We start from the raw sequence: 19,844 nt of genomic DNA on the forward strand, positions 1-19,844 counted from the left end.
AACCGTTAAAAGCGTGAATATTCTTTTCACAATACATCCCTTGTTGGAAGTCAAAATCACAATTTCTAATTTAAAAACAGTTTATTAAAGTAGTGTAATCACTCTATTTTTCAGGCCACAAACTACAGATTTTTATAAAGATGAAGTGATTTGCTTACAAATTTCTAAACACTCCTAATTATTCAAAACACATTATTCAGAATATATATTGATAAATTTCAAATGGATAATACTTTTATAGATTTAAAAATAGACAGTAGAGAATGTGATCTTCTTCAAATTTAATCTGCTGATTTTTTATGCATTATTTACATGAAATCTCTATCTTATTTTCAATAGATCAAATAGCTAGATTTTTAAGTTCAAGCTTCTTTTTTAAATAGAATCTACCTTTATTCATAAACTTACATAAACACAGCAGCAAATAAAATACTGATATTGCTAGACTCGAGCCAAAGAGAAAAATGAGGATAAAGAATTTAAATGGACTGGGCGACCATATTTATAAATGACACCACCTGGGAGTTTACCGCAGAAATTTTGCTGCGTTGTGCCCTGATGTACACGATGATTATCCTGTTTTTGCGTCTGACCGGAAAACGTGGGGTACGTCAACTTTCTATCTTCGAAGTCGCTATCATTTTGAGCTTGGGTTCGATTGCCGGCGATCCGATGTTTACTGAAGATATTCCCCTGATTCAGGCAGTTTTGGTGATGTCGGTCATTATTGTCATGTATCGCCTAACTACTTGGCTCATGATGAAATATCAATGGTTCGAAGACCTGCTGGAAGGTAAACCGATTTATATCGTGGAAGATGGCGTACTGGTCGTTGAAGAAATTAAAAAAGGTAAAATGTCACATGATGAATTCTTTGCCGAAATGCGCCAGCAAGGCGTAGAACATCTGGGTCAGGTACGCACCGGTTTACTGGAAACTGACGGTAAGTTCAGTATCCTGTTTTTCAAATCGGATGAGGTTCGGCCTGGGCTGCCACTTTTTCCTAAAACCTGCTCTATAGTCCAACAGGTCAAGGCCGGGCAATTATATGCCTGCATTTACTGTGGACAGGTACAAACCCTTTCACATGCCGACCAGCAATGTCCGCGCTGTGATTCTTCGCAATGGGCCGAAACGATTGACTGTTTAAGAATAACTTAAGTCTGATTCAGTAACTGCAAATGCGCAAAAATTTCCGGCAGTTGCTGAATTTTATATCGGATATGTTCGGCATCGGCATGAAAGCCTTGCATCCATAATGCATGCATTCCGGCCTCTGTAGCTCCTTGTACATCATTAATGGGATGGTCGCCAATATACAGGCACTGTGCAGGCTGCACGCCTAGACGCTCTGCAGTGATCTGGAATATTTCCAGCTGTGGTTTGTTAAAACCCACCAACCCCGAACTGATGATCTCATCAAAATAAGGTTCAATACCCAAACCCCGAATCGTATTTAAACGGGTGTCATGTCCGCCATTGGAAACAATGGCTAGCTGATAACCTTCATTTTTTAGCTTTGTTAATACTTGCTCTGCTGCCGGCATTTCTACGGCGAAACGGCCAAACTGGCTAAACCAGAATTGGGCTAGTTCATCTATGCTCGGGGGATTTAACCAGTGTAGTTCTTGTAACAACGCATAGGCAGCCGAAGCCCCGATACTGCCATGTGTCAACAATTCCTTTTTCGGATAACCGCCATTATCAATGCGCCTTACAATCTCAATAATTTTTTCTGGTTCGACCAGTGCCAATGCTGGCGCATAATATTCTGCTAGAGAGCGGCTATAAGCTTGTGCAGTGAGATCACGATGGGTCAAGGTATTGTCGAGGTCAAATAAAACGGCTTGAATAGGCATAATTTTCAAAACGAAATGCTGAAACTTTCAATCATGGTAACAGTCCGAAACTCGTTAGATCAGACATAAAATTGCTAAGTTTTGTTGTTTTAAGCATAAAAAAAGCGATGCCAAAGCATCGCCTTTTCTTAGAGTACAAAATCTAAATTAGAATTTGTATTCTAAGCCTGTACCAACAACTGGTTGTTTAGTTTCTAAAGAACCACGCTCAAGTGTTAGATAACCGGCATAACCATATGCTTTCACTTGTTTACTAAATGCGTAATCTGCACCAACAAAGATCTGCTGTGCTTCATAATCGGCAGTATTATCTTTGAAGCTTGTAGTGTTTTGGCTGTATTGACCTTTAACTGTCCAAGCTTTTGCATTTGGAAGATTATATTCAGCACCAATTAACCAACCTTGAGCATCATCAATAAGCAAATCAACTGCTTTAGAAGCTGCATCCACATCCGCCACTTCTGAAGTTTGATAAAGAGCTTTAAGCGCTAAACCACCATCTAGATTTACACGGCCAATTGCACGAATGGTATTTGCAGCAGCAAATAAAGTACCGCCCGTTACTTCTGGAGCAGAAGCATTATCAAAACCGCGCCCTAAGAAGTTAGTCGGAATTGCTTTGTCATAAGCAACACCTGCTACAACTACTGGGCTGTCATATACTACAGAAGCAGACCAAGCATCACCTAAACCACGATTTGCAGTTTTAACTACACCTTTATCAGATTTAATTCCTGAATTTTCACCAGTTGCCAATAAAGCATTCACTTTAATAGCACCTTGAGGCAAGGCAATAGCTGGAGCTTCATACACTACAGCATTCGCTACTCGGCTTTCACCAGTGAAAATACCACTTACATCAGCACGGTTACCTACATAATTATTGAAGGTATCTACCGGGCTAGACAATTGTTTTAATGGAGTGTCATGTGCACCAATTTTTAAAGTACCAAGTTTTGCATCTTTTAAACCAACAAAACGGTTACGTTTAGACCAGTCGTCACCCTCACCATCAGAGTTAAAAGCCCATTCAATTGCATAAATTGCGCTTAGGCGATCCGTTAACTTTTCATCCCCTTTTAAACCAACGAATGAGCTATTTGAACTTAGTTCAATTACATCTTTGTCAGATACTGGTGAAGCATTGTCTTCAGGTAAATAATCAACTGTGGCATCAATCTCACCATAAAAAGTTGGTGCTGCAAAAGTTGTCCCCGCCAAAAGGCTGAATGCAATTGCTGTCGCTAACTTAGTTTTCATCAAAAAAATCCTTAATTTATTTTGTAACAAATAATACACACGGCGCTTATATTACAAAATTATTAAATTAATATTTATATATTCTATTTAGTACTTTAGGCTAACATTTAACCAAACAGTTGATTATTTAGAAATTTTATACTTTTTCTGCTACTTTCATCCATCGGAAAATTGGAATTAGACTGAAAATTGCCACGATCACGATCAGATTCAGATAATTTTGATAGCCTAAAGCATCTCCAAAAATGCCACTCAGGCTATAAAGTCCCCCACTCACCGTGGCCATCAGAGCAACCTGAAAGGTAAAATCTGTCCCTGCCAGATGCTTACGGCTGTATTGCATGACCAAGGTCAACATGACCACCAAAAGCATGGCTGAGACCATGTCTTCGGCCGCATTGATCAGATAAATGATCCAATTTTCTACTTTGTTTTGAGCTTCATACTGCGTAGCGAGCCAGGCATAAGCCATTAAGCTCAATATTTTTAGAATTGAGAAAATAATCAAACTCGAGCTGCGAGACCAGTACTTCAGACACCAGCCCGCCAGTCCGGCTCCAATCAAGGCAGTCAATGCTCCCAGCATGGTGACATAAAGACCAATCTGGCTAAAGCTCAGTCCGAGATCTACCATTAAAGGTTTTAATAAAGGCCCGGATAAACCATCGGCGATTTTAAAGGTCAATAAAACCAGTAACCAGACAGCCAAGGTTGAATCCGACCAGAAGTATTGAAAATAGGTTTTAATATTACTGAGTGCTGGTTGTTCAGAAGTTTGCGTGGTGGTTTTTAGATGATCCGGTTCTTTAAATAATAAAATGGGTAAAGTATTAAGAAAGACCAGAGCCGCCAATAATAAAAAGGTGGCTTGCCATTGCAGTAGATCTAGCAACCATAATATGGCCCCACCTCCGACAATAAATCCCAGTCGTGAACCGATGACCTGAAAGGTATTACCCCAATGCTGTTGCTCATGATTCAGAATATTGACCGCCAGTGCATCGGTCGCAATATCCTGTGTCGCGCCAATGCCATTCATCAGCAACAGCGTGATAAAAAACAGCAGTAAATACAGCGGCTGATTCAAGGCCTGAATCGGTAGAAATGAGAGCCCAATCAATACAGCAACTGACAGCCATTGCAGGGGAATAATCCAGCTACGGTAATGACCTTTGGCGATTGATCCATGTCGATCGACCCAAGGTGCCCAGAATATTTTAATCGACCAAGGCAGCATTAACAGGCCAAAGCCCCCGATATGCGCCAGCGATACCCCTTCAGCCCGCAGAATGACCGGCAAGGCATGCGTCATAAATCCGACCGGAAGCCCCTGTGCCCAATACAGCGAAAACAGTAAAATATAGATATTCCGCATATTTAGGCCAAGTCCTTAAGGTGAAAAGGCATCACCAGCATTTAAGATGCTATACATTTTGCCAATGATCCAGATTTTACAACAGTCTAATATAATAAAAAAATAAAGAAAAATTAGTTTCAGGACGAGACAAAAGCAATGGCCCAAATACGTTTCCCCCAACTCCCGCCGCATGTGCCAGCCCGCGGCAGCAAACTGAGCCGAACTTTTTTCAGGCAGCTTTTCTTGGCTCAGGGCTGGCGTCTGGAAGGAGAATTCCCCGATTTGCCCAAAGCTGTGGCGATTATCTCTCCCCATACCTCCAATATTGATGCCTGGCTAGGTTTCAATGCCCTGCTTGGTCTCGGTATTCAGATTACGATTTTTGGTAAAGACAGCCTGTTTCGTACACCGCTAAAACCGGTGCTGGAATGGATTGGTGTGGTTCCTGTCGTCCGAGATAGTCCACAAGGACATACCCGACAGATTGTAGACATCATTGAAAAATCGCAGCAGATCTGGGCCGGTATGGCACCGGAAGGTTCACGTAAGGCACCGGATAAAATTCGCAGCGGTTTTTATCATATTGCCAAGGCAGCCCATTTGCCGATTGTGATGTTTTCCTTTGATTATGATATCAAGACTATTCATATCCTGGGCGTGTACCATCTGACCGGTGATTATGAATACGACCTGGAACAGATTTATCAGCATTATCAAGGTAAATTCTCGGCCAAAAATCCAGACTGGGTGGCCAAGCCGTTACAAAAGCTTTTGAAAAAAGACTAGGCAAATACGGCTTTTTTTGATGTGATAGCCTGAATTTTGTTGATTTAATCACCAGTTTTTATAATGAAATTAGCCCGTTATGCCTTAATTGGCTGCCTTGGTTTCAGTCTTGCAGCCTGTGACAAAGCTACTAAAACACCTACGCCTGCCACGCCATTAAAAGCCCGTGAACCTGTCGTCGCCATTGCCCTCGGTGGTGGCGGTGCCAAAGGTTTTGCCCATATTGGCGTCATTAAAGTGCTCGAATCACACGGCATCAAACCGAAGATTGTCACCGGTACCAGTGCCGGCAGTTTTGTCGGCAGTCTGTATGCCAGCGGCAAATCCCCTTATCAGTTACAGCAGATTGCCCTGAATTTTAAAGAGTCGGATATCCGCGATTTAACCTTGAATCGGCAAGGGATTATTGCCGGACAAAAATTGCAGGATTTCGTCAACAAGAATGTAGCGAACAAACCGATTGAGCAGTTCCCGATTCGCTTTGCTGCTGTTGCCACTCGTCTGGACAGTGGCCGCAAGGCAGATTTTATTAAAGGCAATGCCGGCCAGGCAGTTCGCGCGTCCTGCAGTATTCCGAATGTGTTTGTGCCTGCCGTGATTGGCGGCACCAAATATGTTGACGGCGGCCTGGTCAGTCCGATTCCGGTCAAGACCGCCAAAGATATGGGAGCTGATATTGTCATTGCCGTGGATATTTCGGCACGCCCAGATGGCAATAAAGCCCTGAACATGTGGGGTGTCCTAGATCAGACCCTGAATATTATGGGACAGCAAAGCATTCATGAGGAACTGAGTCAGGCCAATGTGGTGATCCAGCCCAAAGTCGGCCATATCGGTACTTTAGACCTGAAATCCAGTAATGCGACCATTCTGGAAGGTGAAAAAGCAGCCCAGCTGAAAATTCGTGCCATTGAAAAAGCAATTACTGATTTCAAGCAGTCTCCTGCAGCACTTAAACCGCCGCGTCAGGCTAAATTTTGATGCACGATTTTTTTATATTCATCTGCGGCCGCATCTGCTACATTGAAGATCAATCATATAAAGATGATGATTAATTAAATACTTAGCGATATAGGTCACGATATGGAATTAGTTCTTGAACCTTGGCACTGGTTTGTATTAGGCATCCTTCTGATCCTGTCAGAATTACTGCTGCCCGCATTTGCTGCCCTTTGGTTCGGGATTGGTGCCGTCATGGTTGGTGTCCTGTACTGGATGTTCCCGATGATGGGACTGACCACCCAGATCCTGACTTGGATCATACTTTCTGTACTGTGTACGCTGCTCTGGTTCAAGTTTATCAAACCGCTTTCCACCGACAAGACTAAAGCGGGTCTGTCGCGTGAGGCAACGATTGGCCAGATTGGTATGGTGATTCAGATCAATCTGGATCATGGGCAAATCCGGGTACGCTTTCCCATGCCAGTTTTAGGCTCTGATGAATGGGAATGCCGAACTCTGGACCCAGTTCAGGTCGGTGACCGTGTTCGCGTCGTGGATATTCTTGGAAACGACCTGGTCGTACAACCTCACAGCACACATTATCAAAATCAATAAGGTGAATAAGCTATGTCTGGTGGTTCTATCATTGTTATCGCGTTTCTGGCCTTTGTGGCAATTACCATTTTTAAAGGGGTGCGGATTGTACCGCAAGGCTACAAATGGATTGTACAGCGTCTGGGGAAATACCATACCACGCTAAATCCTGGCCTGAATTTTGTTATTCCCTATGTAGATGAAGTTGCCTATAAAGTCACAACCAAAGATATCGTTCTGGATATTCCTTCACAAGAAGTGATTACCCGTGATAACGCTGTCCTGCTGATGAATGCCGTGGCCTATATCAACCTGACCACACCGGAAAAAGCCGTGTACGGGATTGAAAACTACTCATGGGCAATTCAGAACCTGGTACAGACTTCACTGCGTTCGATTGTCGGGGAAATGGATCTGGATGATGCCCTGTCCTCACGTGACCATATCAAGGCACGCTTGAAATCCAGTATTTCCGATGATATCTCGGACTGGGGAATCACCCTTAAGACTGTAGAAATTCAGGATATTAAACCTTCTATCACCATGCAGACCGCGATGGAAGAACAGGCCGCTGCTGAACGTCAGCGTCGTGCGACAGTCACCAAAGCTGACGGTGAAAAACAGGCCGCAATTCTGGAAGCGGACGGCCGTCTGGAAGCCTCTCGTCGTGATGCTGAAGCGCAAGTGGTACTGGCTGAATCTTCACAACGTGCAATCGACATGGTGACTTCCGCCATTGGTGATAATGAAATTCCGGTCGCCTATTTACTCGGTGAACAGTATATTAAAGCCATGCAAGATATGGCCAAATCGCCAAATGCTAAGACTGTGGTACTGCCTGCTGATGTGCTGAATACCATTCGTGGTGTTATGGGTCGCCCTAACTAATTGATCTTTTCACTTTATATATAGGCAGCCTGAGGGTTGCCTATTTTTATTCGCACAAGAAAATCTCAGCAAAAATTGTGAATTTATGGTTAAATTTCGCGTTTATTTTTGAAATCTACTGGATTTGATGTTGCCTGGCTTTCGGATTAAAGCTTTTCGCAGCTGTCTTATTCCTTGTTTCGATCTACTGTCCAACTTAAAAATGGATACCGTATGAGCTCCCTAAATCCAACCTTAATTACTTTTCTTTTCTATATTGTCGCAATGGTGGTGATCGGCCTGATGGCTTATCGCGCGACAAGCAACTTTTCCGATTACATCTTAGGGGGCCGACGTTTAGGGAGTTTCGTAACTGCACTTTCTGCAGGGGCTTCCGACATGAGTGGCTGGCTCCTCATGGGCCTGCCCGGTGCGATTTATCTTTCCGGCCTGTCTGAGATGTGGATTGCCATCGGTCTGATTATTGGTGCCTGGCTCAACTGGCTGCTGGTTGCTGGCCGTCTGAGGGTGCATACCGAAGTTCAGCACAATGCCCTGACCCTGCCGGATTATTTCTCGAATCGTTTTAACGACCAGAAGAAAATCCTGCGTATTGTTTCGGCTTTCGTGATTCTGATTTTCTTTGCGATTTACTGTGCTTCCGGCATGGTCGCAGGTGCACGCCTGTTTGAAAGCATGTTCGACATGTCTTACAGTACCGCACTCTGGATCAGTGCCATTGCCACCATCAGCTATGTATTTATTGGAGGCTTCCTGGCAGTCAGCTGGACCGATACCATTCAGGCGGGTCTGATGATCTTTGCCTTGTTGCTGACACCAATCGTGACGTTGATGGCATTTTCAGATATGTCTCAGGTAACTTTGGCACTGGAAGCTGCTCGTCCTCAAGCAATGAATATTCTGGGTGATCTGAGCTTTGTTGCGATTATTTCTCTGCTCGCCTGGGGTCTGGGTTACTTTGGCCAGCCGCATATTTTGGTGCGCTTCATGGCAGCCGATTCGGTCAAGTCGATTCCAAATGCACGCCGTATTGGCATGACCTGGATGATTCTATGTCTTGGCGGTGCAGTCGCAGCCGGCTTCTTTGGGATCGCCTATTTCCAGCAGCATCCGGAACTGGCCGCTGCAGTGAATGCCAATCCTGAAACGGTATTTATGGAACTGACCAAAATCCTGTTTAATCCATGGATTGCCGGTGTGGTGCTTGCTGCCATTCTTGCCGCAGTAATGAGTACTTTAAGCTGTCAGCTATTGGTCTGCTCAAGTACTCTAACGGAAGACTTCTATAAATCTTTCCTGCGTAAAAATGCCTCACAAAAAGAACTGGTCTGGGTTGGCCGTTTGATGGTGCTACTGATTGCCTTGCTGGCGATCTGGATGGCGGGTAATCCTGAATCTAAAGTTCTGGGTCTAGTGGCCTATGCCTGGGCAGGTTTTGGTGCCGCCTTTGGTCCGCTGATTATCCTGTCATTGTTCTGGAAACGCATGACCTTGAATGGTGCTCTGGCCGGTATGATCGTGGGTGCAGTCGTAGTTATTTTCTGGAAGAACCTGTTTGCTGACACTGGCCTGTATGAAATCGTTCCTGGTTTTATCTGTTCAATGCTGGCGATTGTGGTGGTGAGCCTGATGGGTAAAGCACCAACAGCAGAAATTACCGATCGCTTTGAAGAAGCTGAACGCCTGTATAACGAAAGCAAATAATTCTGTATCAACTAAAAAGAGGACTTCAAGTCCTCTTTTTTTATGCGGTTCCTTTAAAATTTTTTAGAAAAATAATTTTTCAATCAGCTTTTGCGCGTGAGCAGGAACTGGGTAATTTGCCTCAACTCTTCCGCCCCTTCAAAATGGTTCAAGGCATTGATCGCCTGATCATGTAATTGCTGGGCATAGGCCTTGGCCTGCTCCAAACCCATCAATGCCGGATAGGTCGATTTTTCTACCTGTTCATCCTTGCCGGCTGTTTTCCCCAACACTTCGGTATCGGAAATAATATCCAAAATATCATCCTGTACCTGAAAGGCCAGACCAATCGCCTGTCCAAACTCACGTAATTTAGGAATGGCCAGATCGGTACCCTCAAAAATAGTCACCGCCGCCATCATGATCGCGGCACTAATCAAAGCACCGGTTTTATTGCGATGAATATTTTCCAGTGCTTGCTGATCGATTTTCTTGCCTTCAGACTGCAAATCTAAAACCTGACCATTCACCATTTTCGAAGAAGCGGTTGCCAGAATCTGCATCTGCTTCAGTACAATGGAAGCTTCTACCGCTGGCCCCTGATCAAACAGACGACTGCTCAAAGTTTCAAAAGCCATAGACTGCAGGATATCACCTGCCAGCAACGCTGTATCTTCCCCATAAGCTACATGGCAGGTCGGCTGGCCACGACGTAGCAAATCATTGTCCATACACGGCAGATCATCATGGGCCAGTGAATAGCAGTGAATAAACTCGATCGCAACCGCTGCACGGCGCACTGCAGCGCTATTCTGGTTGGGTTTTAATGCGGCGGTGGCATAGCATAGTGCTGGACGTACTCGTTTACCGCCAAGCATCACAGCATGATGGACTGCCGACCTTAAAGGTTCCGGAATAGCAAAGGCTTCCAGAGCGGTCAATAAATCCTGTTGAATGCGGTGTTGTGCTTGAGTGAGTGCATGGGTTGATACGTCAGTGATAGATGACACATTCGCCTCGAATACGTAGTCCAGAAGAATAAAATGACAAGCGAATAAATGCCTGTACGCTGATCAGGCATTGTACCTAGAAATGCCTTGAATTTTCAGCCATAAATTGAATTGTTCTGCTGAAATTTGCTATTCAACATCAAATAAGCAAGTCAGAGATTTTAAACCATAAAAAAACCACCGCAGAACCGGTGGTTTTATTCAGGTTAAATGTATGCACAGCATTTAAACGAGAACATCTTCTGGTACGCGCACCCAGCCTTCCATCAAGACGCGGGCACTCCGGCTCATGATGGCCTTTTTCACTTTCCACTCACCATTTTCAAAACTTGCTTGTGCACCGACTCTCAACGTCCCGGAAGGATGACCGAAACGCACTGCTTCACGCTCTACTCCGCCTGCGACCCGGTTCACCAGTGTTCCGGGAATTGCTGCAGCTGTACCAATCGCCACCGCAGCCGTACCCATCATGGCATGATGGAGTTTACCCATAGACAAGGCACGAACCAGAATATCGGTGTCTGATTCAGTGACAGTTTTGCCACTTGAAGAGGTATAGCTACTCGGTGGTGCAACAAAGGCAATTTTTGGCGTGTGTTGTCGGGTTACGGCTTCTGCAATATTCTGAATCAGTCCCATCTGCTTCGCCGCATAGGCACGAATTGTCTCAAATTTTGTCAGGGCTGCCACGTCATTATTGATATGATCCTGAAGCTCTGTGCCCTTATAGCCGAGATCTCCCGCATTTAAAAATACAGTTGGAATGCCGGCATTAATCATGGTCACTTCGAAGCTGCCAATATTGGGCACTTCCAAAGTATCGACCAGATTGCCTGTCGGAAACATCGAACCACCTTCAGCATCGTCATCGGCTGGATCCAGAAACTCGATCTGCACTTCCGCCGCAGGAAAGGTTACGCCATCCAGTTCAAAATCACCCAATTCCTGCAATTGACCATCTTGCATCGGCACATGTGCAATAATGGCTTTCTGGATATTGGCCTGCCAGATCCGTACCGTGCATAACCCATTTTCAGGAATACGTTCGGCATCGACCAGACCATTGGAAATGGCAAATGCTCCCACTGCCGCGGTCAGATTGCCGCAGTTACCGCTCCAGTCTACAAAAGGACGGTCAATTGACACCTGACCAAATAAATAATCGACATCATGATCAGCGTGCAGGCTTTTTGACAGAATGACCGTTTTACTAGTACTGGAACTGGCACCACCCATACCATCAATCTGCTTCCCATAAGGGTCTGGACTACCAATCACGCGCAGCAAAAGCTGATCACGAATCCGGCCCGGCTGTTGTGCTGCTATAGGCAGGTCATCCAGCTTAAAGAAAACACCTTTACTGGTGCCTCCACGCATATAGGTGGCAGGAATCTTGATTTGGGCGGCAAAACTCATGAATTATTTCATCCTTTGACTTGTCTTTGTTTTCGTACGGGTTATTCAATATTTATATTCAAAGTATAGTATGTTGAAAGCAGAACTGCTTGACTGCCAGACCTTAGTATAAAAAAACGGCATTTGTGTTTTATCCAAGAAAAAAGAGAACTCGTCAGTTACACTTTCAATAAAATTAATATATTGATTCATTTATATTTTATTTCAGTTATTTATATGAATATTTTTTATCATTCCTTCAACAATATTTCATTCTTAGGATGGACTAGGCTTCTTTAGTCTGATCAATTACAATCAGCCACTTATCATTTTCCATTGTCGGGCTGAACACTTTGAATAACGAGTCTTCACAACTTCAGCGTGGCTTAAAGAACCGTCATATTCAGTTGATCGCCATGGGCGGTGCAATTGGCACAGGCTTATTCTTAGGTTCCGCACAGGTGATCCAATCTGCGGGTCCTTCTATTATTTTAGGCTATGCCATTGGGGGCCTGATTGCATTTTTAATCATGCGTCAATTGGGTGAGATGATTGTTCATGAACCTGTCGCAGGTTCATTCAGCCATTTTGCTTATAAATACTGGGGCAAATTCCCTGGTTTCCTTGCGGGTTGGAACTACTGGATTTTGTATATCCTGGTGGCCATGACCGAACTTACTGCGGTTGCGAAATATATTAACTACTGGTGGCCTCATATTCCAGCCTGGGCATCGGTATTGTTTTTCTTTATCGTGATTACACTGGTCAACCTCGGCAATGTGAAATTCTACGGTGAATCAGAATTCTGGCTTTCCATCATTAAAGTGACTGCGGTCATCTCGATGATTGTCTTTGGCCTGTATCTGATCCTGACTGCTGATGCTTCTTCAGGCGCATCTTTTACTAACCTTTGGACCGCGGGCGGTTTCTTCCCGAATGGTTTTGAAGGTCTGTTCTACATGCTGGCATTCTTAATGTTTGCCTTCGGTGGTATCGAACTCATTGGTATGGCGGCTGCAGAAGCTGAAAATCCGGAAAAAACTATTCCGAAAGCCATTAATCAGGTGGTTTTCCGTATTCTGATTTTCTATGTCGGTGCCTTGACGATTCTGTTGTCACTCGTGCCTTGGAATCAGCTTGAGCTTGGTGGTCTGGACAAAAGTCCGTTCGTGATGATTTTCAGCCAGCTTGGCATTGACTGGGCAGCACACTTACTGAACTTTATTATCCTGACAGCAGCATTGTCTGTATATAACAGTGGTATGTACGCCAACAGCCGTATGCTCTATGGTCTGGCTCAACAAGGAAATGCACCTAAAGTCTTCATGAAAGTGAATAAGCAAGGTACGCCAATTCCTGCTGTATTGTTCTCTGCCGCGCTGATTTTTGGCTGTGTACTACTTAATTACTTCGTGCCTGAAGATGCCTTAAGCCATCTGATTTACATCGTAGTCGGTGCATTGGTATTGAACTGGGCCATGATTACGCTGACCCATCTCAAGTTCATTCAGAGCATGAAAAAGCTAGGACAGAAGACTTCCTTCCCTGCGCTGTGGTCTCCAGCGGGCAATATTCTGGTTCTTGGTTTTATTCTTACGATTCTTTACATCATGTGGACGCAAGGATTCCAGGAATCTATTTTGATGATCCCGCTTTGGATCGTGGTCATGTTCGGTCTGTTTAAGTTACTTAAGCCTAAAAATACCTAGACAACTCCTGTAGCTATGAGTCCTTAAAAGTTATTGCTTCGGCAATAACTTTTTTTTGTATTTTTTACAGTACAATAGCCTTCTTTTCGCGCCCTTAGCTTAACTGGATAGAGCAGTTGCCTCCTAAGCGACCGACGTGGGTTCGAGTCCCGCAGGGCGCACCAAATCAACAACAAAATATACAACATCTTAGCTTTAAACTTTTTATATACAATAAGTTATATCAAAAACATAATGAGATATAGCAAAATATATAAGGATATAGTTGCAAGTTATAAGGATATATATGAGGATATATTCAATTCTATCCACTTTTATATCCTCATTCCTATTATGGCCAAGCACATAACACCTCTATCAGATTCCAAATGCACAAGCGCCAAGCCACAAGATAAAGACTATTCTTTATACGATGGCCAGGGCTTAATTCTATTTGTACGAAAAAGTGGCACTAAGGTATGGCGATATAAATATAAAAAAGCCAATGGCAAAGATGGGTTAATGACTCTAGGCAACTTCCCTGCATTAAGCCTCAAATCTGCAAGGGATAAACGCCGTACTTATGAACAGCTGCAGGCGGAAGGTATAGATCCTATCGAATATGAAGAAATCCAAAAATATAAAAAGGACAATTCTTTTAGTTTTGAAGCCATAGCACGTGATTGGCATAAGGAATATAGCAATACAGGCAGATGGATACCTGATACCGCAAACAAGGCATTAAGGAACTTAGAAGACTATGTATTCCCCTTGATCGGGGACAAGTGTATTGATGAAGTGAAACCGAGAGATTTAGTTATGGTTTTGCGGTCAATTGAGGAAAAAGGATTTGCTGAGGTACTCAAGAAAACAAGACAGAGATTTAGCTCAATTTTTGCTTATGCAATATCAAGAGGCCTACTTGAAGAAAACCCATCCTATTTTTTAAAGGACGTATTTGTTAAGACTAACAAGGCGAAGCACTACCCACAGTTGCCACTTGAACGACTGCCGGAGCTACTGCAAAGATTGAGTAATGATACCGGTTACCCATTAACACGATTATGTACGGCGTTTACATTACACACCTTTGCACGCTCTAGTGAAATACGTTTTGCTCGTTGGTCCGAGTTCGACCTTATAAAAGCGATATGGACCATTCCACCAGAGAGAGAGTTGATTGTAGGGCAAAAGTTTTCCAATCGTGGTGCCAAAATGAAAACAGAACACCTGATACCCCTATCCGCTCAAGTCATTTCCATTCTTAATGAGATTCATACCTACAGTCACATGACTAAAAATGTCTTTCCTAAAAACGGCGACCCTCAAGGTTTTATTAGTGAGACAACTATTAATAATACTTTGCGCCGTTTAGGGTATGACACTGATAATGAGGTATGCGGGCATGGATTTAGGGGTATGGCTTGTTCTGCATTAGTGCAAAGCACATTATTTCAAAAGGAAGCTGTTGAAAAACAAATGAGCCACCAAGAACGTGACCAGGTACGTCTGGCATATACGCACCAGGCAGAATACCTGGAAGAACGAAAAGTGATGTTGAACTGGTGGAGTGACTATCTGGATGCAAATCAAAACGGCTTTGTAAGTCCTTATGACTTTACCCAGCAGATTTTAAGCAAAGATGTAATTAACTTCAAATACGCAAAACTAGCTAAGTGATAAGTTAAATAAAGGCTGAGAATCAAATGAGACACCCAAAAAAGAAAATTGTTTTGCCAAGTTATTTAAAATTAGAGAATTATGACGGAATGGATAGACTGTCCGCTTTAGGATGGTTGTTTCAATTAGAAGCAAGATATCAACTATATTCTTCTCTTGATGGCTTTATAGATAGTAGCCACTCTTTACCTACAGAAGAAAAAAAGAATTTTCTGAATTTAATTATAAAAGATTATTTTGATAACCCATTTAAATTAGACAGAAAATACACGTTTTTTTCAAAGTATCACAATGAATATGTTGATATTTTTATATATGCTGAATATGAAAAACTGCCAAGAATGATAGTTTCTGGTGCGATTAGACCCATGACGGCAAATGATTTTCATCAGAATTACGAGCTTTATGGGGGGCTTTTTCAGGATGATCGAGATAATGAACCTTTTTTTAAGAAAATAATTCGATATGACTCTGATTTTGAACATATAAAATCAGTACCTATGTATATAGATTTAACGCTTTCGGATAAAACACTAGAAGAAGAATTTAAAAGAAATCTGGCTAACCTAAGAGCGGAAGTAAAAGAAATTCAGCCATTACAGAAAAATGTGGATAATTATAAGTTGGCAGATTGGGCTTCTTATAAACTACTTGCTTACATCGACTTGTATTTATGGTCTTGTATAAATGACATTACTTTGAAAAAACCCGCACTAATCAGAGCACTTCAATTGAATTATAGTGATAGTACCTTACGAAAAACTATTGATTCGATAGTAAGCCGCTTATTCAACTCTCATGGAGTTAAAGGTGAGGACTTTAAATCCCCAAGCCAGTTGTTTGAGGAACTATCTATTTTAGCTTTGTTAAATTCAGAAATCTCTTAGTAGTTTTTCCGGAATTTTATATAGCGAACTCAATCCGCATTTTTTTATCAATTTTCTAGAAAATCCCCATATTCATACATATATGGGCATTTTTATGACTATCAAACCTATTCGCATTCAATTCAAAACAACTTGCGAGCTACTCGATATAAGCCGTGAATCATTGCGCCACATTCAGCGCACAGATAAAACTTTCCCGAAAGCAATCAAGATTGGAACGAGCAAACAAGCGCCAGTGTATTTTGACTATGCCGAACTTATAGAGTGGCATAACAATAAAAAGCAAAGCCTTGCAATACTGGAGGCTTGAGCATGACTAATAACACCCAATTGCAGCAAGTTTTAGACCATTTAAAACAATTCAAAACCATTACACCAATCGAAGCATTAGAGAGATACGGATGCTTTCGTTTAAGCGATGTCATTCTGCGTTTACGCAAAGCAGGCTATGACATTGTGACCCTTCGTGAGCGCAATAAGTCGGGCATTGGCAGACATGCACGTTATCAACTTATCAAGCAGGCAGCAGCATGATGAAAAGTGTATTTTTGGACTTGCTCAAGGGTGTATTTATAGGCTTCTGCTTTATTGTATTTTGCATTTTTATTGCAACGTACAGCAGTTCTGTTTATTCTAATACCGTTCACCCTCATGGTGAACTAGCTTTGGTCGGCTATAAAAGTAACATAGGCGCACAGTCCGAAAGGGCTTTTTTTGTGCGTAATATCTCTATGCGCTCGCATGTTATGGCGGAGCTGGAGAGGGACACCTTCGGGTGTGCAGGTTCCCTATGTTGCCTGTCGACCAACCCTTTTCAGCTTTGCCACCCTCACTTGGTCGTGACTGGCAAGGCTTCTATTAAAAACATAGGAGCGCATTAATCATGCCTAAATACACCTTAAATAAAACCGCTCAAAACCATTTGGAAAATGCTGTGATAAATGCAGGGGGTATAGCATGAATGCAAAACTCCCTTACGATAAAACTGCAACTGCTTTTGCGGTCAGTACCGATCCAGTGTCAGGCTTTAAAACCGAATATCATTCACTTGAAGATTTTATAAAAGGCTGTATTGATGAACAGAGCTTTAAAGTAAAGCCTGAGAGCTTTATTTGTTCTGAATTACCACAATATAACTGTGAAGAATGCATAGCTCTCCCTTATGTAAATCCTCAGCAATTGGATGAAATTGTAGGCTACGCAATCAGAGGTATTGCAAAAAAATACAATACAGATCAAACACCACACAAAGAAATTGATTCTCGGAAAGTATCTTTTTGGATTGGTAAAGCTGGAGTGTTTGCAAGCAATACAAATAAAAAATATATGTCTTATGTATTGGGTACTGACGATATAAATTTATTTGTAAAACTTGCGAAGGCTGGAGAGGCCATTGTGTTTCATGAGGATATTGATACAGCGTATCAGATTATAAACAATGGTATGCCTGAAACAATATTTATAATGCTAGTAGGTGAAAAAATTCCTCTCCATCATGCTGAATTGTTTATCTATGTAGATCAGGATTTTAACAAACTAACTCCAAATTCTATTAAGACATTCTTATCTAAAAAAAAACAGCAAATCATAGAATCAATTGAATTTGATTCTCTTGAGCAATATCCAAAAGATGAACCAGCCAAGCAACTACAAGCCTCTAGCCAGTGGGGTAAATGGAAAGAGCCGAAAGAGATTAAGGCAGAACTCTCTCCAGTCTCACCGCTCACGAAAGGAATGCTTCCTTATGACTTGGACGAATACGTCAGAGATGAAGCGAACCGAGCCGATAATATGCCGCCTGATTTTGTAGCGGTCTGCACACTAGTTACATTGTGTTCTGTGGTGGGCGCACGAGTTGGGATTAAGCCAAAGCGGTTCGATGATTGGACAGTGATTCCAAACTTGTGGGGCGGTATTATTGCGCCACCCTCTAGTAAAAAATCCCCTGCTTTTAATGCTGGCACGTATGCGCTAGACAGGCTTGTTGTAAATGCAAGAAAGGATTATGACGAAGCGCTGAAAGAATATGAAATATCGTCATTAGTGAAGGAATCCAGCATAAAAGCCTTGAAGGATAAGTTAAAAGATGCTGGCAAAAAGGCAGATAAAGAAAAGCAAAATCAGATCGCCAGTGAACTAAGAGAGCTGCAAGATGAAGCCAGGGGTGAGCCAATTTTGAAGCGCTACAAAACCAATGATGCTAGTCCCGAAGCATTGGCAGAACTTGAAAAGCTTAACCCGAACGGCATTCTTGTGTGCCGTGATGAATTAGTCGGGCTTTTATCCTCACTAGATAAAAATGATAGTGATTCAGGCCGAGCGTTTTTTCTTGAAGGTTGGAATGGAAATAAGCCGTATGAGTTCGACAGAATTATGAGAGGAAACGGATTTATTGAGAATCATTGTTTATCAGTCTTAGGTGGAATCCAGCCTGACAAGCTAGTGGCATACCTTGAACCAAGCATTAAGGGAATGGGCAATGATGGCTTGTTACAGCGCTTCCAGCTACTTGTTTATCCTGACACAAGCAATTGGGCATACCGTGACGAACCCCCCAATAAAGACGCACGTAACGCGGTCTTTGAGCTATTTCAATCGTTAGACAATCTCACTACTAACGCAATTGTACGGATCGGTGCCAAACCTGCGGATGAATATAACCCCCGACCATATTTTAGATTCAGTGAGGAAGCTCAGGAACTATTCATTGCATGGACTACCCATCTGCACAGTGAAGTTATAGCAAGTGAGGAACATCCAATCATCATCCAACATTTAGATAAATATGGAAAATTAATGCCAGCACTGGCTTTGATATTCCACCTTATTGATGGCGTACAGTTGGGGCATGTTGGTGATGTAAGTAAGCGCTGTGCTGAGATGGCTATCGACTGGTGTAACTATCTGGAAACTCACGCCAGGCGCATTTACGGTCTTGTTCTTCAGAGCACAACAATGAAAGCAGGCACATTGTGTCAGAAGCTAAAAAATCTCAAAGATGAAGATTGGCGTATTAAGGGTTTTACCCCAAGACAGGTACAACAGAAGAGCTGGAAAAGTCTAACAAATGCCGAAGCGGTTAGTGATGCTTTGGATATTTTAGTAGATAGTAATTGGCTATTACTAGAGGAGATAGAGCCGACTGTTAAAGGTGGCAGACCATCAAAGCGCTATTGGATTAATCCTAGAATTTTTTAAAACACCTAAAACCTACACTACGAAACCTACGAAACCTCATTTTTAGTTATGTAAATCTTGCTAATTCATCATTAGAAAGCAGTATTTATTTTTTCAAACGTGCCACAAATCATACTACAAAACCTACGAAACCACCTTTTTATCAGTTTTGTAGGTTTTGTAGTGTCACTTGGGGATATTTCAGGAAATATTATCCAACAAGAATGCTGTATTTTATATATCCAATATCCTAAATTTACTTTGAGCAAAGCCGAAATACTTTATTTTTACTAGCATAAACTACCAAGAAACAGGCTCAACACGAGCCTTTTTTAATACCTAGCATTTAATCCGTATATTAATAATATAAAACAATAGCTTATATAGTTTTCAACCGAAAACTTAGGGTTGTTTATGCTGTTTAGGGAAACAACCCCATGATGCATGTCAGTAAAAGATATTTTTTCTAATAAGGGATTGGCAAAATATCACTATTATAAGGTGTGAAATTAGCTATCAAACAATTAGAAATATTTTGCATCACGGAATTGAAAAAGCCCCATGCTTATTGGTAAGCATAGGGGCTTTTCAGCGATGATAGAAGTTAAAACTTGAGTAACATTATCATAGTTTAACCA

At 42.3% G+C, this 19,844-nt stretch carries 18 protein-coding genes and 1 tRNA gene; 14 read left to right on the plus strand and 5 right to left on the minus strand.

The features are described 5' to 3' along the window. Positions 1–483 precede the first annotated feature (483 nt). A complete protein-coding gene (locus AC1IR0_RS01925) occupies positions 484–1,161 on the plus strand; it encodes a DUF421 domain-containing protein (protein ID WP_191113055.1) in 678 nt (225 codons plus the stop codon). Here AC1IR0_RS01925 and AC1IR0_RS01930 read toward each other — a convergent pair. The 3 genes from AC1IR0_RS01930 to AC1IR0_RS01940 form a co-directional block, all read right to left on the minus strand. Beyond that, positions 1,158–1,859: an HAD family hydrolase gene (locus tag AC1IR0_RS01930; protein WP_253102522.1), complete on the minus strand. Its 702-nt coding sequence runs from the start codon at positions 1,857–1,859 to the stop codon at positions 1,158–1,160. The two genes, AC1IR0_RS01925 and AC1IR0_RS01930, sit on opposite strands and share 4 nt — an antisense overlap. Positions 1,860–2,006: 147 nt before the next feature. Then, a complete protein-coding gene (locus AC1IR0_RS01935; RefSeq protein WP_310077999.1) occupies positions 2,007–3,119 on the minus strand; it encodes a porin in 1,113 nt (370 codons plus the stop codon). Positions 3,120–3,255: 136 nt separating this feature from the next. Continuing rightward, on the minus strand, positions 3,256–4,494 hold the full coding sequence (locus AC1IR0_RS01940) for an MFS transporter (protein WP_180037632.1): 1,239 nt from the start codon (positions 4,492–4,494) through the stop codon (positions 3,256–3,258). 138 nt (positions 4,495–4,632) lie between these two features. Between AC1IR0_RS01940 and AC1IR0_RS01945 the strand changes: the two genes are divergently transcribed. From AC1IR0_RS01945 to putP, 5 genes are all read left to right on the plus strand, one after another. After that, a complete protein-coding gene (locus AC1IR0_RS01945) occupies positions 4,633–5,262 on the plus strand; it encodes a 1-acyl-sn-glycerol-3-phosphate acyltransferase (RefSeq protein WP_479741135.1) in 630 nt (209 codons plus the stop codon). Between the two features lie 63 nt (positions 5,263–5,325). Beyond that, entirely contained in the window at positions 5,326–6,243 is a 918-nt protein-coding gene (locus AC1IR0_RS01950) for a patatin-like phospholipase family protein (RefSeq protein WP_479741136.1), read from the plus strand. A gap of 102 nt (positions 6,244–6,345) precedes the next feature. Then, positions 6,346–6,819 (plus strand): NfeD family protein, encoded by a 474-nt coding sequence (locus AC1IR0_RS01955; protein ID WP_064095698.1) that lies wholly within the window; start codon positions 6,346–6,348, stop codon positions 6,817–6,819. Between the two features lie 12 nt (positions 6,820–6,831). Further along, entirely contained in the window at positions 6,832–7,686 is an 855-nt protein-coding gene (locus tag AC1IR0_RS01960; protein ID WP_004279377.1) for an SPFH domain-containing protein, read from the plus strand. A gap of 213 nt (positions 7,687–7,899) precedes the next feature. Beyond that, on the plus strand, positions 7,900–9,390 hold the full coding sequence (putP, locus tag AC1IR0_RS01965; protein WP_044111220.1) for a sodium/proline symporter PutP: 1,491 nt from the start codon (positions 7,900–7,902) through the stop codon (positions 9,388–9,390). 83 nt (positions 9,391–9,473) lie between these two features. Here putP and AC1IR0_RS01970 read toward each other — a convergent pair whose 3' ends face one another. Both AC1IR0_RS01970 and prpF read right to left on the minus strand, forming a co-directional pair. Beyond that, on the minus strand, positions 9,474–10,379 hold the full coding sequence (locus AC1IR0_RS01970) for a polyprenyl synthetase family protein (protein WP_180180987.1): 906 nt from the start codon (positions 10,377–10,379) through the stop codon (positions 9,474–9,476). Positions 10,380–10,604: 225 nt separating this feature from the next. After that, complete coding sequence (gene prpF, locus AC1IR0_RS01975; RefSeq protein WP_409666336.1) at positions 10,605–11,795, minus strand: 2-methylaconitate cis-trans isomerase PrpF; 1,191 nt, start codon at positions 11,793–11,795, stop codon at positions 10,605–10,607. A gap of 332 nt (positions 11,796–12,127) precedes the next feature. On the opposite strand from prpF, the gene AC1IR0_RS01980 reads away from it, so the two are divergent. From AC1IR0_RS01980 to AC1IR0_RS02015, 8 genes are all read left to right on the plus strand, one after another. Further along, the gene (locus tag AC1IR0_RS01980; RefSeq protein WP_180180985.1) at positions 12,128–13,483 is read left to right on the plus strand and encodes an amino acid permease; all 1,356 of its coding nucleotides are present in this window, start codon (positions 12,128–12,130) and stop codon (positions 13,481–13,483) included. 88 nt (positions 13,484–13,571) lie between these two features. Then, positions 13,572–13,647: transfer RNA gene (locus tag AC1IR0_RS01985), tRNA-Arg, on the plus strand. A gap of 169 nt (positions 13,648–13,816) precedes the next feature. Further along, positions 13,817–15,142 (plus strand): tyrosine-type recombinase/integrase, encoded by a 1,326-nt coding sequence (locus AC1IR0_RS01990; RefSeq protein ID WP_479741152.1) that lies wholly within the window; start codon positions 13,817–13,819, stop codon positions 15,140–15,142. A gap of 26 nt (positions 15,143–15,168) precedes the next feature. Then, a complete protein-coding gene (locus AC1IR0_RS01995) occupies positions 15,169–16,029 on the plus strand; it encodes a DUF6387 family protein (RefSeq protein ID WP_479741137.1) in 861 nt (286 codons plus the stop codon). Between the two features lie 94 nt (positions 16,030–16,123). Then, on the plus strand, positions 16,124–16,339 hold the full coding sequence (locus tag AC1IR0_RS02000; protein ID WP_479741138.1) for a helix-turn-helix transcriptional regulator: 216 nt from the start codon (positions 16,124–16,126) through the stop codon (positions 16,337–16,339). Between the two features lie 2 nt (positions 16,340–16,341). Then, a complete protein-coding gene (locus AC1IR0_RS02005) occupies positions 16,342–16,563 on the plus strand; it encodes a helix-turn-helix domain-containing protein (RefSeq protein WP_479741139.1) in 222 nt (73 codons plus the stop codon). Then, positions 16,563–16,910: a hypothetical protein gene (locus tag AC1IR0_RS02010; RefSeq protein ID WP_479741153.1), complete on the plus strand. Its 348-nt coding sequence runs from the start codon at positions 16,563–16,565 to the stop codon at positions 16,908–16,910. The genes AC1IR0_RS02005 and AC1IR0_RS02010 overlap by 1 nt, the downstream gene beginning before the upstream one ends. Positions 16,911–16,986: 76 nt before the next feature. Further along, positions 16,987–19,227 (plus strand): YfjI family protein, encoded by a 2,241-nt coding sequence (locus AC1IR0_RS02015; RefSeq protein WP_479741140.1) that lies wholly within the window; start codon positions 16,987–16,989, stop codon positions 19,225–19,227. The last annotated feature ends 617 nt before the right edge of the window (positions 19,228–19,844 follow it).

This window comes from Acinetobacter sp. 129952, assembly GCF_056642055.1.